Here is a 16,835-nt window from a genome sequence, read left to right as displayed (position 1 = left end):
CACATCAATAATATTGTAGATATATTTATAATTTATGAAAATTATTAATGACCCGATAAAGCAATAGGAAAAACTGAATAAATCGAAATTTTTCGGTTAGCAACTGTACTCTGAAGGACTCAGTCAGCAATCCAGCAATATCAACAGACGAAACGCCCAATCCCGAAAACTCTCCAGCAGTGAAATTGCCAGAAATAATATTTACATCTTTATTAGAACAAACAGTCTTAATAAATAATTGATCGGCAGCAATTGGAAATTTTTTGCTATAGAAGCCAAACCGCTCATGCAATGAGCGACGAATTGCAACACCAACTGAGTGATTAGATATGTATGCATTCTGTCCTCTAAGCCATGGCAACCCACGCTGTGGCAAAAGCATTACACCATTACTGGACACAGTAGCAGTAACAATATCGGCTTCAGTAGAATAAATTAATTTTATATATTGATCAATGGCATCAAAAGAAAAACTATCGTCCGCGCCTGCGACAACATAAAAATCGCCGCGAGCCAATTTAACCGCTTTATTTAAAGCATCATATATTCCAAAGTCTGGACCATTGATTACTGAAACCGGAAAGTTTGCACGCTCTTTAATTAATTCAATCGTCCCATCCACAGAACCACCATCTGCAACTATCCACTCAAAATCCGAGCTAGTCTGAGCATTTAGCGAATCAATCAGCACCTCAATGGAATCAGCAACATTATATGTCGCGGAAAGAACAGATATTTTTGGCATCTCACTGGATAATCTGTCACCAGATGCAGTCATTTGTAAATCCCCAGTCTAAAATTCTTCCTCATAAATTTCTGAAAGACGTAAGTCATCAGAAATGGAATCCAAAATCTATGACCCTCAAGCGGACTGTTAAATATCGAGAAAAAACCCAAATACAATAGCAACAGAAGCCGAAACAATGAAAATAAATTCATATTTTTTGACCAAGATCGAGCACAAACAAAAACGGAAAACCCAAAAATAGCACCGCCAAGAGCAACACCAAAAAAACCAGCATCTAGATAAAGAGTATAAATAGCAGTGTAATAAGCATTATAAATTAAAGGCAAACCATCGGAAGTCGCACCAACAAGCGTGAATTTATTCAAATATGTTCCAATTACATGCTTGACGGGCTCCAAGCCAGGAAAAAAAGCCTGCCGGGTTAATAATACCAAGTATTCGTCAATCCCACCAAACGACGCCCTACCATAAGTTATCAATGAATTTAATTGTGAAGAATTATTTTGCAATTCTTTATCAAATAAAACAAATCCCACTGTATGGTAATTAACAAAGTGATGAACAACAGCCAACAATGATTGGCCATCCCCCAATCGTAGCAAAGTAATTAAAAGCCCAAAACCAAGAACTCCTAGCATCAACCACTTCCCAGATTTATTCGCTAAATCTGCACTGTTCTTCAAATTAGGCAAGCTCAATCTTTTATTCGGCAATTTACATAACCACTTTGACAATATAAAAATTACCAATATCTGATAAAATGCAAATCGCCCAAAAGTTATAACCCCATCAAAAAACATCAACACAGATGATGAAAGAAGCACAATCCAGCGCCGATAAATAATAAAATCCAAAACACCATAAATGGCACAAAAGTACAATAATGGTGTAAATATCGATCCATAAAAAACATAAGACAAAACACTACCAAAAATCAAACTCTTTTCTGAAGCTGAACCAAGAGAATCATTCCGATAGCTTGCCAAATCGTCGCCGTAACCATTAAGCAACCCAATCGATTTATACAAGAATGGAATAATTAAAATTCCCAAAATTACAGTTATCTTGTAAATTCTTTTTGTTAATAACGCATTAAATTTAACAAATTTTTCTGACTTATCCTGCTTGGCGCTCACCAATTTTGCAAAAAATGTACCAACTGAGGCCGAAACAAATAATATAGATGGAAAATAATAAAAATTGGCACTCGGCAAATCCATTCCGCCAAAGCCAAAAGACGAAACAACCAACCAGAACAACCACCATCCATAAACAACCGAAAATGGATTAACCATGCATCTATACGAAAACAAAGATGCAAATATAACCAACATAGTTACAGGCAATAATATAGCCATTATTAACTCACCAAGCCTGACATCCCAAGCAAATTATAATTAACTCTTGCTGATTTTTAAAAAATCACCCAAAAATAAACACTTATTCTTTTAAGGTGAATTTTTAAATCAATAATATGGCCGCTTTTCGAATAATAACTATCGCCCAAAAGCAATACTTCCATACAAATTCATATATTGTTTCGCAACAATACTTGAGGACCATAAATCAACAGCTCTTTTCCGAGCATTAATGGAAATTGTTGCATGGTGGGTATCTCTTTTAGATAGAACCCATTCAATTCCACGAGCCAAATCGTCAGTGCTATAAGGCTTAGCCAAATAGCCAGTTTGCTGGTGGACCACAATGTCCGGCAATCCACAGGCGTCGAACGCAACTACGGGTGTGCCGCAGGCGTGGGCCTCAACGCCGGTGTTCGGGAGATTGTCAATGCGCGAGGGGATGACCATGACATCAGCCGCACTGTAGAGCAGGCGCATGCTCACGTCATCGTGCAGGTGACCGGTGTAGTGGACGGGAAAGCCCATGTCTACCGACTCTTGGGGGGCTAATTGACCAAAAATAACCAATTCCAGGCCAGGCAATTGACCACGCAAGTGGTTAAGAGCAGATTGCAGCAAGTCAAAACCTTTGTGTGCATCACCAGTGCCACCCCATGCGCCAAACAGCAGTAGTGGGACATCGGGGGGCAACTGTAACAGTGACCGGGCCAGAGCTTTATCCACAGGCTGCCATGTATCAGTATCTATGGCATTGGGTATAACCGTTATCGGCCAATCACGCATCAGTACGCTTTCCTTTGCACAGTCAGCCAACCAGCGACTGGGCGTGACGATGTGCATGGGACGTTTCCAATGCTTAAGCTTGCGCGTTGCCGTCCAGCGGTTCAGATCAAACCCGGCCTCATGGCTTGGGCGGTTCCTAGCCGTGTAGCCATCACGCCATCGATAATCCGTTGTGACGTGTTCAGCGCCACAAAAAGCCCACATATCGTGCAGAGTCCAAACTACGGGCTTCTTAATATTTCCAATGTCTGAAATGGACATCATTTCACTATTAATCCAGTGCAAGTGAATAACATCTGCATTGGATGAATTGAGATTATTACTCCAGCGTGAAGGCACTATGGCTGGAGAATGAATGATGGAATTTTCGGTTTTCAGTGTTTTGGTTAGTAGGCTAGCCAACGGACTACGGATTAACGCCACAGCCTTAGCAATTTTGCTCTTTGGACCATCTACTGTCCAGTCGCCCGCCTTAGTGCTGTTGACAAGCATTCGGGAGTTAACATTATGATTACGCAGTGCATGATGAATGCGATAGGCAGCACGGGCAGCCCCCCCATTGATATCAGAATGGTTGAGATGAAAAACCTTCATCATAAAACATTTCTACCCAAGGTTGATCTTGCAATCTTATTGATTACGCGTACAAAGAGCGTTTTCTTTTGATCTTTATAATATTTCTGAATTCGCTGAACAGCAATATCACTTTCTACAATATCACACCCAAACACATTACACTCGACATTGTTAATTGGCAATAGGATTCCAGTATTGCTGCCGCCACAATTCTCGCCACTGCCATCCAATCCAATATTATTCACATAAGATAATGATGGATTAACACAAAAACCATTATTCTCAAAAATAGTTGCATACCAAAAAATGGCCCACGTATTCAATGCCCCATCATTATTTCTCGTCACCTGTTCCCAAAAATTTTGCCCCCCATCCAGATTAAAACGATGGATATCTTCAGATGACCATTCACGCACTAACCTGGCGGGCTCTTTCTTATATTGCACCCATCGATCGGCCCAGGTTGCCCAACCCCAACAATTCATTAGACGCCATAAAAACACATCGCCCAACCCTTCGGTATTAATTGGGTAGTTCCATCCACTAATATGCCAAACGCGTGAATCATCCGCATATCTATCAAGCGCTGCATTCATGAAGGTTAAGAATTGTGGGCTGGTCACAATATCATCTTCAAGAACGATTGCACGTCCGTAGCGACTACAAACATCAGAGACGCCTTCAATAATATTTCGTGCAAGGCCATAGTTTATTTCGCGCTCAACAACAGTAACCGACTTGAATCCACTCAAAGAATTGACTATGGCACGAACTAAATTGACTCGATCTTGCTCTCCGACATTGCGCGCCCCATCAGCATAAATTATTAAATCACTTTCACCAGCAAGCTTGTTAGCTACCAATGCATCTAAAGTGCGACGCGTGTGATCTGGTCTCGCAAAAACAAAAAGAACTATGGGTGCAAATTCTGCATCAATTTTAATTAACAACTTCGAACTCCAATCGTATTAACTTTATTAATAATAATTTTTCTCCTTCGCTTTTTGGCAATACTTGCCATCCCTCTTCTTAGAGCGACAACATCCTCCAAAAAACCAAAGCGTCGCATCTAACGTAATCGACAAATAACTAGCACCAGTCTCATTTATCGACGAAGAAGATTAAATACAAAAACAGATCGAATTTGCATTAAAAATATTTTCCTTGATTTTTTATGAATTATATTCAAGAAAACACTTGCAAACGCTTGAGAAACGATTGTTGCATAAGCTGCGCCATTAATTCCGTATTTAGGTATTAGTAAAAAATTTAACGAAACATTTAGAACACCACCACCCAATATTCTATAAAAATTTAGCCGTTGAAGATTTTCTATTAAAAACCATTTACCAGCACCCACCCCTAAAAACACAAATACACCTGCCCATATATGTATAGAAAAAACATCAGCCGCTTCTATGTAATTTTTACCATATAGAATATTTATAATAAATTGCGAAAAGAATGTAAGCACAAATGCCACAAAAAATGCCATAAAAAACATGAATTCAAAAAGCTTTTGCAACCTTTTGTAATATAACTCCTCACTCACTTGCTTGGCATTAACGATGGATGGAAATAAAGAGTTAGTCAGAAGCATTGGAATAAAGTACCAAACCTCAGATATTCGAGTGGCAGCCGAATAAAGTCCTACTTCTCTCTCTCCTAACATTTCTTTAATCATGATCTGATCGATCCGCATATAGACCATCACAACAAGACCACTAATAATAAGGGGCCAACTATCACGAAGCAGCTGCTTTGCTGTCGTCAGATCAAAATGACGGTAAAAACTACCAACTTTTTGATAGCGATAAGCCAAGAAAAGTGATAAGGCAAGTGTTATTTGATCAACCAAACTCACCAATACAAACCATATTAAATCTGCATCTGCAAAGATCAAACAAAGCTTTAGCAAAGAAGATATGAAGAGTTGAGTTAGTTTGCAGATAGATACAAACCTGGACAAAACTTTTGATTGAAAATAAAAATCAACTACTTCAAATGATTGAAATAGGGTGCCACTGCCAATTATAAAAATATATAGGTTGGTGATGGCATCATTTGAAGTTAATCGAACGGCAAACGCCATCACAACCAGCATTGCGACCGAACCAATTAGCTTTAGCCAGAACGCCGTACCCATATAAATGTCACGCCGTTCAGGATCACGCACGAGTTCACGAACAACAATCCCGTCTAGCCCTAGCTTGGCAATACTGCCAAATAAAGCGGTAAATGCGATGGCATAACTAAATACGCCAAACTGCGTTGGTCCCAAATAACGCGCCACCCATATACCAACGAGCAAACCAGCCATCATGCGAAAAATCTGTTCTACAAACATCCATGATGTATTTGCGAAATAGCGGCGGAATCCCTGATGGCTTTTGGCCTTAATAAAAAGATGGCGAAGGCGGGTTAGCACTTTATGCACCTAGCGCCCAATGCCGTAATATTTAAAACCCAACGTCTTTATTTCAACTGGATCATATAGATTCCGCCCATCAAAAATCACCGGGGCATTCATAGCGGCTTTCAACGCGGCCCAATTGGGACTGCGGTAAGCCTTCCACTCGGTCACGATGATCAGGGCGTCTGCGCCCTGCACGACGTCCATGGCCTTGTCGGCAAACTGCAGCTTCGCCAGCAAAGCGGACGCATCGGCCAGATCCAGCGCCAGCACGCGCCTGGCTTCTTCTTCGGCCACGGGGTCATGCGCCACGATGTGGGCACCGGCGCGCAGCAGTGCGCTGATGATGACGCGGCTGGGGGCGTCGCGCATGTCGTCGGTGTTGGGCTTGAAGGCCAGGCCCCACAGGGCAAAGGTTTTGCCGCCCAGGTTGCTGCCATATTTGGCTAGGATTTTGTTGACCAGCACTTGTTTTTGGTCGTGGTTGACGGCCTCGACGGCTTCGAGCACGCGCAGGGTTTGGCCGTGTTCGCGGGCGGTGCGGGCCAGGGCTTGCACGTCTTTAGGAAAGCAGCTGCCGCCGTAGCCGGTGCCGGCGTACAAAAAGCTGTAGCCGATGCGGGGGTCTGAGCCGATGCCTTGGCGCACCAGTTCGATGTCGGCGCCCACTTGGTCGGCCAGGTTGGCCAGTTCGTTCATGAAGCTGATGCGGGTGGCCAGCATGGCGTTGGCGGCGTATTTGGTGAACTCGGCGCTTTTGACGTCCATGACGCGGGTGCGTTCGTGGTTGCGGTTGAAGGGCGCGTAGATTTGGCGCATGGTGGCCAGGGCTTGCTGGCCTGCGGCGTCGCTGGCTACGCCGAGGACGATGCGGTCTGGGCGGGTGAAGTCTTCTACGGCGGCGCCTTCTTTGAGGAATTCGGGGTTGGAGACTACGGAGAAGGTGGGGGGGAGGTGGGGCTCATGCTTCGATACGCGCTGCGCGCTACTCAGCACGAACGGGGTGGGGGGTGCGCTGCTTGGCACGAATGGGGTGGGGGTATCGTAGGCGGCCGGGGCTTCCATGCTTCGATACGCGCTGCGCGCTACTCAGCACGAACGGGGTGGGGGGTGCGCTGCTTGGCATGAACGGGGTGGGGGGTGCGCTGCTTGGCATGAACGGGGTGGGGGGTGCGCTGCTTGGCGCGAACGGGGTGGGGGTTTGGGGGCTGCTTGGGGCGAATGGGGTGGGGGTATCGTAGGCGGCCGGGGCTTCATGCTTCGATACGCGCTGCGCGCTACTCAGCACGAACGGAGCTGGGGGTGCGCTACTCAGCATGAACGGGGCTGGGGGCGCGCTGCTTGGCACGAATGGGGTGGGGGTTTGGGGGCTGCTTGGGGCGAATGGGGTGGGGGTATCGTAGGCGGCCGGGGCTTCGTGCTTCGATACGCGCTGCGCGCTACTCAGCATGAACGGGGTGGGGGGCGCGCTGCTTGGCACGAACGGGGCTGGGGGCGCGCTGCTCTGCACGAATGGGGTGGCTGGTTGCTCGCTGCTTGGGGTGTCCCCGTTCGCCCTGAGTAGGCCGTCAGGCCGTATCGAAGGGTGTGATGTGGGTTCCAGGGGTTCGCCGTAGCGCAAGGCCAGTTCGGCGTTGATGGCTGCGGTGACTTTGTCGGCGGTGCCTACGGGCACGGTGGATTTGTCCACCACTACCTTGAAGTCGGTCATGTGGCGGCCGATGTTGCGGGCGGCGGCTAGCACGTATTGCAGGTCGGCGCTGCCGTCTTCGTCGGGGGGGGTGCCTACGGCGATGAACTGGATGCTGCCGTGGGCCACGCTGGCGGCCACGTCGGTCGAGAAGGTGAGGCGGCCGGCTTCGATGTTGCGCTCTATCACTTCTTTCAGGCCGGGTTCGTAGATGGGCACGCCGCCGTTGTTGAGCAGGTCGATCTTGGTTTGGTCTACGTCAAGGCAAAACACGTTGTTGCCCAGGTCTGCAAGGCAGGCGCCGGTGACTAGGCCGACGTAGCCGGTGCCGATGATGGTGATGTTCATGGTTTTAGTTAATGGGGCGTGATGGCTTGCCAGGGGTTTGCCACCGTCAGGCCTTCAATGTTTTCAAAGTCTTTGGTGTTTCGGGTCGCCACGGTCAGCCCCGCGGCCAGGGCGATGGCTGCAATTTGTGCGTCTTCTGTTGAGATGGGCTGCCCTTGCCGGGTGCGGGCCGCCACCAGGACGGCATAGTTTTGTGCAGCCGCAGCATCAAAAACAAGGCAATTTCCGGCAAAGTCTTGCGCAAACATCAGCTCGGCAGCATCGGCCAGTGCTGTGCGGCGCTTGCCTGTGGGCAGCAAGGCAATGCCGGTAAGGATTTCGGCCTGGGTGATGGTGCTGGTGTACATGGCGGCAGGTGTATTCAGCGCAAACCAGTCAACCACGGCGGCAGCCGGGTGATCGCGCATCAGTTCCGAAAGCACATTGGTGTCCAGCAGAAAGCGGCTGCTCATGGTTTGTCGAACTCGGGCGGGGTGCGGGCTGTCTGCCGGGGCGCAATGGGAAGGGTCTCTGCTTTCAAGCCAGTAAATCGGCGGTTCACGCGCTCGGCAAAGCTGATTTGTTCGGTTGACTCGGGGGCGACGGTTTCTTGAAGAATCTGTCTGATTTCTTGTTCCATGGACCAGCCATGGCTGGCAGCGCGCATACGCAGGCTGTTCTTGACAGATTCATCGAGGTTTCGGACGGTGATGCTGGCCATGGGTTTGCTTTAGTTGATTTCAATGCAATCATTGTAATCATCAATGGTTGGCGCGGCAGATGTTGGCATTTTCAACTCCCATCCGTTCGTCCTGAGTAGGCCGCAGGCCGTATTGAAGGATGCGGGCTTATATGTGTCCTTCGATACGCTGCGCTACTCAGGACGAACGGGGGGGGGGTCAGGACGAACGGGGGGCTTCAGGACGAACGGGGGGGCTTCAGGACGAACGGGGGGGCTTCAGGACGAACGGGGGGCTTCAGGACGAACGGGGGGCTTAATCCACGCTCACGGCGACTTCGTAGCCGTGGTGTTTGAGCAGGGCATGGCGGCGGGCCTGGTCGAGGTCGTGGGCTACCATTTCCTCGATCATCTGGTCGAGGGTGATTTCGGGCTCCCAGCCGAGTTTTTCTTTGGCTTTGGTGGGGTCGCCGAGCAGGGTTTCGACTTCGGCTGGGCGGAAGTAGCGTGGGTCGATCTTGACGATCACGTCGCCCACGGCCAGTGCGGGGGCTTTGTCGCCGGTGATGGCGGCCACCACGCCGACTTCGTCCACGCCCTGCCCTTCAAAGCGCAGTGTCACGCCCAGTTGGGCGGCGCTGCGGGTGATGAATTCGCGCACGCTGACCTGTTTGCCGGTGGCAATCACGAAGTCGTCCGCCTGGTCTTGCTGCAGCATGAGCCACTGCATGCGCACGTAGTCTTTGGCGTGGCCCCAGTCGCGCAGGGAGTCGATGTTGCCCATGTAGAGGCAGTTTTCCAGGCCCTGGGCTATGTTGGCCATGCCGCGCGTGACTTTGCGGGTGACGAAGGTTTCGCCACGGCGTGGGCTTTCGTGGTTGAACAGGATGCCGTTGCAGGCATACATGCCGTAGGCCTCGCGGTAGTTGACGGTGATCCAGTAGGCGTAGAGCTTGGCCACGGCGTAGGGGCTGCGGGGGTAAAAGGGCGTGGTTTCTTTTTGCGGGGTTTCTTGCACCAGGCCGTACAGCTCGCTGGTGGATGCCTGGTAAAAGCGGGTTTTTTTCTCCAGCCCCAGGATGCGGATGGCCTCCAAGATGCGCAGCGTGCCCATGCCGTCCACGTCGGCGGTGTACTCGGGGCTTTCAAAGCTGACGGCCACATGGCTTTGCGCGCCCAGGTTGTAGATTTCGTCGGGCTGGGTTTGCTGGATGATGCGCGTGAGGTTGCTGCTGTCGCTCAGGTCGCCATAGTGCAGCTTGAAGCGGGCGTTGTCGGTGTGCGGGTCTTGGTAGATGTGGTCAACCCGGGCGGTGTTGAAGCTTGATGCCCGGCGCTTGATGCCGTGCACGACGTAGCCTTTTTCCAGCAGAAATTCGGCAAGGTAGCTGCCGTCCTGGCCGGTGACGCCGGTGATGAGGGCGACTTTGGGGGCGGTGGTTTGAATGCTCATTTTGATACTCTTGAATTTCACGCTGATGGGCGTGCGTTGGTAGTTATTAATTTAGAAAAAACTCAATGTAAGGGTGTTGGCGGAGCCCTTTGATACTTCGTGCGATACGGCCTGCTTCCTTTGGTCTACATCCTTCGATACGGCCTGCGGCCTACTCAGGACGAACGGGGTGCTTCCTTCGATACGGCCTGCGGCCTACTCAGGACGAACGGGGTGTTTCCTTCGATACGGCCTACGGCCTACTCAGGACGAACGGGGTGCTTCCTTCGATATGGCCTGCGGCCTACTCAGGACGAACGGGGTGGGCGGGGGCGTTCACCATTCACTTCCCGGCCGTTCGTGCTATTCCCCCTACCAGTTCCTGCTATTCCTCCTACCCGTTCGTGCTATTCCCCCTCAGCCCGTTCGTGCTATTCCCCCTCAGCCCGTTCGTGCTATTCCCCCTCAGCCCGTTCGTGCTATTCCCCCTACCCGTTCGTGCTGAGTAGCGCGCAGCGCGTATCGAAGCAGCGCACTTGTTCAATGCGCCGCCCTCTTATCCTGATGGCCGTAACTTTCCACAAAATCCCGATAAGCCAGCGCCAAGCCGTCTTGCAGGCTCATCTTGGCCTTCCAGCCCAGTGACTGCAGGCGGCTGCTGTCCATCAGTTTGCGGGGGGCGCCGTCGGGTTTGCTGGTGTCAAAGTCGATCTCGCCGGTGTAGCCCACCACCTGGCTCACGGTGTGGGCCAGTTCGGCAATGGTGATGTCGCTGCCATAACCCACGTTGATGTGGCTTTGCATGGGGCTGGTGTGCTGGTCGTAGGTGGGCTTGGGCAGGTTCATGACGTGCACGCTGGCCGAGGCCATGTCGTCCACAAACAAAAACTCGCGGCAGGGCGTGCCGGTGCCCCAGATGGTGACCTTGGGCGCGTGGCTGGCTTTGGCCTCGTGAAAGCGGCGGATCAGCGCGGGGATGACGTGGCTGTTTTCGGGGTGGTAGTTGTCGCCGGGGCCATACAGGTTGGTGGGCATGACGCTGCGGTAGTCCACGCCGTGGCTGGCGCCATATTGGCGGTTGTAGCTTTCGCACAGTTTGATGCCGGCAATCTTGGCAATGGCGTAGGGCTCGTTGGTGGGCTCCAGCGGGCCGGTGAGCAAGGCGTTTTCAGCCATGGGCTGGGGCGCCTGGCGGGGGTAGATGCAGCTCGAACCCAAAAACAGCAGTTTTTGCACGCCGTTTTGAAATGCTGCGTCAATCACATTGGCCTGCAGCATCAGGTTTTGGTAGATGAACTCGGCCGGGTAGGTGTTGTTGGCGTGAATGCCGCCCACCTTGGCTGCGGCCAGATAGACCTGGCCTGGCTTTTCAGCGGCAAAGAAGGCGCGCACGGCGGCCTGGTCGGTCAGGTCAAGCTGGGCATGGGTGCGGGTGATGATGCTGGCGGGCGCATGGCCGGCGGCCAGCAGCTGGCGCACGATGGCCGAGCCGACCATGCCGCGATGGCCGGCGACGTAGATTTTTGCAGTGGCAGGGGTCGTGTTCATGGTTCAGTTTTCAATGACTTCAACGGGCACGCGCCCATAGGTGTCTTCAAATCGCACGATGTCGTCTTCGCCCAGGTAGGCGCCAGACTGCACTTCGATGATTTCCAGCTCTACCTTGCCGGGGTTGCGCAGGCGGTGCACCTCGCCCAGGGGGATGAAGGTGCTCTGGTTCTCGGTCAGGATGATGACTTTGCTGCCCACGGTGACTTCGGCGGTGCCGCTGACGACGATCCAGTGCTCGGCGCGGTGGTGGTGCATTTGCAGGCTGAGCGAGGCGCCAGGCTTGACGACGATGCGCTTGACCTGAAAACGCGGGCCGGCGTCGATGCTGTCGTATGAGCCCCAGGGGCGGTGCACCTTGCGGTGCAGGTGGTGTTCGCTGCGGTCCGAGTCGTTGAGCTGGCCGACGATGCTTTTCACGTCCTGGCTGCAAGCGCGGTGGCTCACCATCACGGCGTCGGGTGTTTCGACCACCACTACGTCGTCCAGGCCCACCACGCTGACCAGCCGGCTGCTGGCATGCACCAGGGTGTTGCGGCTGTTGTGCAGCAGCACGTCGCCCACGGCGGCGTTGCCGTGGGCGTCTTTGTCGGCCACCTGCCAGACGGCTTCCCAGGCGCCCAGGTCGTTCCAGCCGGCATCCAGCGGCACCATGCGGATGTCGAAGGCGCTGCCGGGGCAGTGTTCCATCACGGCGTAGTCGATGGACTCAGACGGAATCTGCGCAAACTCGGTTTTGCCGGGGCGCACAAACTGGCCGTCGGTGCTGCGGGCAGCCCAGGCGTTGCGGCAGGCGGCTGCGATGTCGGGGCGAAACTGCTCCAGCGCGGCCAGCCACACCGAGGCCTTGAGCACGAACATGCCCGAGTTCCAGTGGTAGCCGCCCTGGGCCAGGTAGCTGCGGGCGGTGGCAAGATCGGGTTTTTCCACAAACTCGGCCACTTGCGCGGCGCCGTCGGCCGGCTCGCTGCGGATGTAGCCATAGCCGGTTTCGGGCCGGTCGGGGGTGATGCCCAGGATGACGATGGCGCCAGTGCTGGCAACGTGGGCGGCGTGCTGCAACGCGGCGGTAAAGGCGGTGCTGTCTGTCACGGTCTGGTCGGCGGGGGTGACCACCAGCACGGGGTCGGTGCCGCCTTCTAATGCCTGCAGCGCGGCCAGCGTCAATGCCGGGGCGGTGTTGCGGCCCAGCGGCTCCAGCAGCACGGCGCTGGGCTCGGCCTTGATCGTGCGCAACTGGTCGAGCATGGTGTAGCGGTGCTCTTCGTTGCCAACCACCAGCGGCCCGGCCACTGACCAATCTGCCCCACCCAGTGCGCCAAGCCGCAACGCGGCCTGCTGAAACAGGGTTTGCGGGCCGTGCAGGGCCAGAAACTGCTTGGGGTAACCCGCACGCGACAACGGCCAAAGGCGCGTGCCGCTGCCGCCGCAAAGAATGACGGGCTGGAGGGCAGCGGCGCTATCAGTCGCGGCACGCTGGCTGGCACGGGGCGCCTGGGCTACGTTGTTACTGCTGCTGAAGACAGACATTTTTACTCCATTTTTTATAGCTGTTAGCGCTTTCTGGGCGGCGGCTAGACGGTGATTTCATGTCTTTTTAATGTAATAACCGCCAGTTTTGGGGGCACCACGAAACTCAATTTTCTGCATGTCTTTGAGCTGCTTGAGCCAGCGTTCAATGTTTTTGGGTGAGGTCTGGAGCGCTTCAGCCATGGCTGGGGATGCGTTCAAGAAGGTCGGCGGGCACCATGGTTGGATGTTTTTAACAAAATTTGGCTATGGCCCAATAAAAACGGGCGCTAGCAGCTATGAATCAAGTAGCACGAAAACTACTTCCTTCGATACGGCCTGCGGCCTACTCAGGACGAACGGGGGGTGGATCATTTCGAGAGTTCAATTCAGGATGAACGGGGGTGGTGGGGACCCACGGGGGTTGACTGCGGTAAACGATGAGCGGAGGTTTCGCATGCTTCGATACGCGCTGCGCGCTACTCAGCACGAACGGAGGAGGCGGAGTGAATATGGGGGAGCAGCTGTTTGCACTGAATGGGGCGCAGTGCGTATCACGGGAGGTGCTCCCCTCCCCCGTTCGTCCTGAGCAGGCCGAAGGCCGTATCGAAGGACATAGCCCCACAACGCACCGAAACAGATACTCGCCCTCCCCCGTTCGTCCTGAGTAGCGCGCAGCGCGTATCGAAGGAAGGATTCCAAAGGCCGTATCGAAGGACGTGGCGCGCATCGAACGTGGCTCCGTCGCAAATCGGTTTAACCGGCGATGCGTTGTTGTTCGGCCAGCCTCGGGACTTCGGCGCCGCCAAAACGGCGCTCGCGCCCGGCATACCAGGCCAGCGCCTGGTCGAGTGCTTCGGTGCTGAAGTCGGGCCACAGCGCGGGGGTGAAATACAGCTCGGTGTAGGCGCTTTGCCACAGCATGAAGTTGCTGATGCGCGACTCGCCACCGGTGCGGATGAGCAGGTCGGGGTCAGGGGCGCCGGCCAGGCACAGGTGCGGGCGCAGGGCGTCTTCGGTCAGGGCGCTGGCGGGTGCGCCGGGGTTGGCGGTGTGCCAGGCCTGCATGGCTTGCAACATGTCCCAGCGACCGCCGTAGTTGGCGGCAATGGTCAGCGTGATCTGGGTGTTGTGGGCCGTCATGGCTTCGACGTTGGCCATCAATGCTTGCAACCGGGCATCAAAGGCGCTGCGGTCGCCGATGACCTTGAGGCGCACGCCATTTTTGTGCATGTCGCTGGCTTCTTTTTGCAGGTAAAGCACGAACAGCCCCATCAGGCTGCTGACCTCATCCGCCGGGCGTTTCCAGTTTTCTGTGCTGAAGGCAAACAAGGTCAGGTGGCGCATGCCACGCGCCATGCACGCTTCGACCAGGCCCCGCACACGCTTGGCGCCACGGGCATGCCCGATGGCCTTGGGCACGCCGTGCTCTCTGGCCCAGCGGCGGTTGCCGTCCATGATGACGGCGACGTGTTGCGGCGCACTGGGCGTTGGCAGGGGCTTGCTCATGGGTATCCCGACTTCAATATTGGTAGTTGGTGTAGCGGTATTTGCCGTACTTGTAGCCCACGCCATAGCCATAGCGGCGCCTGGTGGTGTTGAGGTCGTTGAAGATCACGCCCCGGGTCTGCACGCCGCTGTGTGACAGGCGCTTGGCAGACTCTTGCAGTTCGCCCAGGCTGGTGACCTCGGCCCGCGCCACCATGAACACGGCACCGGCCAGCGGCGCCAGGATGGCGGTGTCCGAGGCGGCCAGCACCGGCGGGGTGTCGATGAGGACCAGGTCGTACTGGCTGGCAAGTTGGGTCAGCAGGGCTTGCATGGCGGGTGTCATCAGCAGCTCGGCCGGGTTGGGCGGCAAGGTGCCGGTGGCCAGAAAGTCCACGTTGGGGACGACGTTGCGGCGCAGTGCGTCGGCCAGCGGCACGGTGCCGCTCACCACTTCGCTCAGGCCGCGTTCGCGGCCCTGGCCAAAGTATTGGTTCAGGTAGCCTTTGCGCAGGTCGGCATCCACCAGCAGTATCTTTTTGTTGGCCGCGCCCAGCACGGTGACAAAGTTGACGCTGACAAACGATTTGCCAATGCCCCGCGTGGGGCCGGTAATGAGCACGATGTTGTTGGTGGCGTCCAGCATGGCGAACTGCAAAGCGGTGCGCAGGCTGCGCAGGCTTTCGACCACAGGGTCTTGCGGCGCCACCACGGCCAACACATGGTTGCCGGGGCTCTTGGCCGCAACGGCCTTGGCCTGCAGTGTCTGCGCATCAGAGTGCGGCACGCTGGCAAATACATGCAGGCCGGCGTGTTGCTCGATGTCGGCCGGGTCCTTGATGCCGGGGCGCAGGCTGTTGCGCACAAAAGCCTGCGCCAGGCCTGCCAGCAGGCCCAGCACGGCGGCCAGCGCCACCACCATCGAGCGCTTGGGCTTGACGGGGCGCTCGGGCACGGCGGCCACGTCCACAATGCGCACATTGCCGACCTTGCCCTCCTTCACCAGGCGCAGCTGCTGGAAGCTGTTGAGCAGGCCGGTGTAGAGCTCGTTGTTGACCTTGACGTCGCGCGTCAGGCGCAGCAGGTCTTGCTCGACGTTGGGGAAGGTTTTGACCTTGCCGGACAAGGCGGCGAGGTCGCCATTGATGCTCTTGATCTGGGCATCGATGGTTTGGATGGTGGGGTGCTGGGCGGTAAAACGGGCTTCGAGTTCTTTGCGCTTTTGCTGCAGCTCTACCAGGGTGGTCTGGTATTTGACGGCCTGATCCAGAATGACCTTGGCCTCGGTGCCCAGGTCAAAGGTGCCGTTGCGGTTGCGGAACTGGTTGAATTTCTCTTCGGAGGCTTCCAGCTCCTTGCGCAGCTGGGGCAGTTGGGAGTCGAGGAAGCGGATGGATTTTTCTGCCTCGGCGGCCTTGCGATCAACGTTCTGGCGCACATAAAGCGCGCCGATTTCGTTGAGGGTGCGGGCAATGAGCTCGGGGTCTTTGCCTTCCAGGCTGGCGCTGATGACGCCGGACTGCTTGCCCTGCTCGGCAATATTCATGTCCCTTTGCAGCCTTTCGGTCACGTCCAGACGCGAGGAGCGGGTGACATAAAACTCGGCACCCGGATTGCCCACCGCGGCGGCCACCAGCAATTCGCCCGACACGCCCTCGTGCTTGAAGGCCAGGGGCTGGCCCAGGCTGCCCTGCCCCAGGCTGTCGCCTTCGGGTGAGCGCAGCTCGTAGCCCTGGGTCGTCAAGGCCACGGTGTAGCGGTTGCCTTCCAGCGCCTGGGGCACTTGCAGGTAGGCCACTTTCAGGTCTTCGGTGCCGCTGACATAGCCGTCCATGCCCATAAAACCGGGGGTGGATGGCTCGGTGGCGCGCCGGGCCAGCCAGCGGCCCACCAGGGGCAGGTATTTGGGTTGGACCGCCAGGTCGAGCTGGAGGTTGGCCACGGCCTGGCCAACCACCAGACGCGATCGCAGCAGCTCGATTTCGGCGGTGGCGGGCGACTTGATGTCAAACATGCTGCCCATGTCGCCCAGCAGGCTGCCCATGCCGCCGGCCTTGCTGTCTTCGACCTGGATGAGTGTGTTGGCTTCGTAGATGGGCGTGCTGAGCAGCGCATAGGCCACGCCCACGGAAAGCGCCACGGCGGTCACGCTGGCAATCAGCCAACGGCTGTCGAGCACCACATCGAGCAGCTCGAGCAGATTGATTTCGTCGCCATCGTCTTCTGGCATGGACTGCATGACGGGCAGGTTGGTTGGTGGAAGGCTCATACGTTGAAATTC

At 54.6% G+C, this 16,835-nt stretch carries 13 protein-coding genes and 2 pseudogenes; all 15 read right to left on the bottom strand.

Going from position 1 to position 16,835, the window contains the following annotated elements; genetic code table 11:
* Positions 1 to 25 precede the first annotated feature (25 nt).
* The 15 genes and pseudogenes from CCX87_RS09440 to CCX87_RS09380 all read right to left on the bottom strand — a co-directional run bounded on the left by CCX87_RS09440 (position 26) and on the right by CCX87_RS09380 (position 16,823).
* Entirely contained in the window at positions 26 to 778 is a 753-nt protein-coding gene (locus tag CCX87_RS09440) for a glycosyltransferase (RefSeq protein ID WP_087745785.1), read from the bottom strand.
* Entirely contained in the window at positions 775 to 2,043 is a 1,269-nt protein-coding gene (locus tag CCX87_RS20790; RefSeq protein WP_143218434.1) for an oligosaccharide repeat unit polymerase, read from the bottom strand. The genes CCX87_RS09440 and CCX87_RS20790 overlap by 4 nt, the downstream gene beginning before the upstream one ends.
* 201 nt (positions 2,044 to 2,244) lie before the next feature.
* Positions 2,245 to 3,489: a glycosyltransferase family 4 protein gene (locus CCX87_RS09435; RefSeq protein WP_198314780.1), complete on the bottom strand. Its 1,245-nt coding sequence runs from the start codon at positions 3,487 to 3,489 to the stop codon at positions 2,245 to 2,247.
* Positions 3,486 to 4,418 carry a glycosyltransferase family 2 protein gene (locus CCX87_RS09430; RefSeq protein ID WP_198314779.1) on the bottom strand — a complete coding sequence of 311 codons (933 nt, stop codon included), beginning with the start codon at positions 4,416 to 4,418 and terminating at the stop codon, positions 3,486 to 3,488. Before CCX87_RS09430 ends, CCX87_RS09435 begins: the two co-directional genes overlap by 4 nt.
* A gap of 155 nt (positions 4,419 to 4,573) precedes the next feature.
* Complete coding sequence (locus tag CCX87_RS09425; RefSeq protein ID WP_232476523.1) at positions 4,574 to 5,896, bottom strand: flippase; 1,323 nt, start codon at positions 5,894 to 5,896, stop codon at positions 4,574 to 4,576.
* A gap of 9 nt (positions 5,897 to 5,905) precedes the next feature.
* Positions 5,906 to 6,823: pseudogene (locus CCX87_RS09420) on the bottom strand (UDP-glucose dehydrogenase family protein); the annotation flags it as partial.
* Between the two features lie 673 nt (positions 6,824 to 7,496).
* Positions 7,497 to 7,919: pseudogene (locus CCX87_RS09415) on the bottom strand (UDP-glucose 6-dehydrogenase); the annotation flags it as partial.
* An 8-nt stretch (positions 7,920 to 7,927) separates the two neighbouring features.
* Positions 7,928 to 8,371, bottom strand: coding sequence for a type II toxin-antitoxin system VapC family toxin (locus CCX87_RS09410; RefSeq protein WP_087745781.1), 444 nt, complete (start codon positions 8,369 to 8,371; stop codon positions 7,928 to 7,930).
* Entirely contained in the window at positions 8,368 to 8,619 is a 252-nt protein-coding gene (locus CCX87_RS09405; protein WP_087745779.1) for a FitA-like ribbon-helix-helix domain-containing protein, read from the bottom strand. Before CCX87_RS09405 ends, CCX87_RS09410 begins: the two co-directional genes overlap by 4 nt.
* A gap of 274 nt (positions 8,620 to 8,893) precedes the next feature.
* Positions 8,894 to 10,030, bottom strand: coding sequence for a GDP-mannose 4,6-dehydratase (gmd, locus tag CCX87_RS09400; protein ID WP_087748264.1), 1,137 nt, complete (start codon positions 10,028 to 10,030; stop codon positions 8,894 to 8,896).
* Positions 10,031 to 10,549: 519 nt separating this feature from the next.
* Positions 10,550 to 11,557, bottom strand: coding sequence for a GDP-L-fucose synthase (gene fcl, locus CCX87_RS09395; protein WP_087745778.1), 1,008 nt, complete (start codon positions 11,555 to 11,557; stop codon positions 10,550 to 10,552).
* A gap of 3 nt (positions 11,558 to 11,560) precedes the next feature.
* Complete coding sequence (locus CCX87_RS09390) at positions 11,561 to 13,087, bottom strand: mannose-1-phosphate guanylyltransferase/mannose-6-phosphate isomerase (protein WP_087745776.1); 1,527 nt, start codon at positions 13,085 to 13,087, stop codon at positions 11,561 to 11,563.
* Between the two features lie 57 nt (positions 13,088 to 13,144).
* Complete coding sequence (locus CCX87_RS21480; protein WP_255378704.1) at positions 13,145 to 13,270, bottom strand: hypothetical protein; 126 nt, start codon at positions 13,268 to 13,270, stop codon at positions 13,145 to 13,147.
* A 552-nt stretch (positions 13,271 to 13,822) separates the two neighbouring features.
* The gene (gene uppS, locus CCX87_RS09385) at positions 13,823 to 14,575 is read right to left on the bottom strand and encodes a polyprenyl diphosphate synthase (RefSeq protein ID WP_232476521.1); all 753 of its coding nucleotides are present in this window, start codon (positions 14,573 to 14,575) and stop codon (positions 13,823 to 13,825) included.
* A 13-nt stretch (positions 14,576 to 14,588) separates the two neighbouring features.
* Positions 14,589 to 16,823, bottom strand: coding sequence for a polysaccharide biosynthesis tyrosine autokinase (locus CCX87_RS09380; protein WP_087745772.1), 2,235 nt, complete (start codon positions 16,821 to 16,823; stop codon positions 14,589 to 14,591).
* Positions 16,824 to 16,835: the final 12 nt, after the last annotated feature.

The sequence above is a fragment of the Acidovorax sp. T1 genome (genome assembly GCF_002176815.1).
Taxonomy (GTDB): Bacteria; Pseudomonadota; Gammaproteobacteria; order Burkholderiales; family Burkholderiaceae_C; genus Acidovorax.
This window is presented reverse-complemented; position numbering and strand designations above follow the sequence as displayed.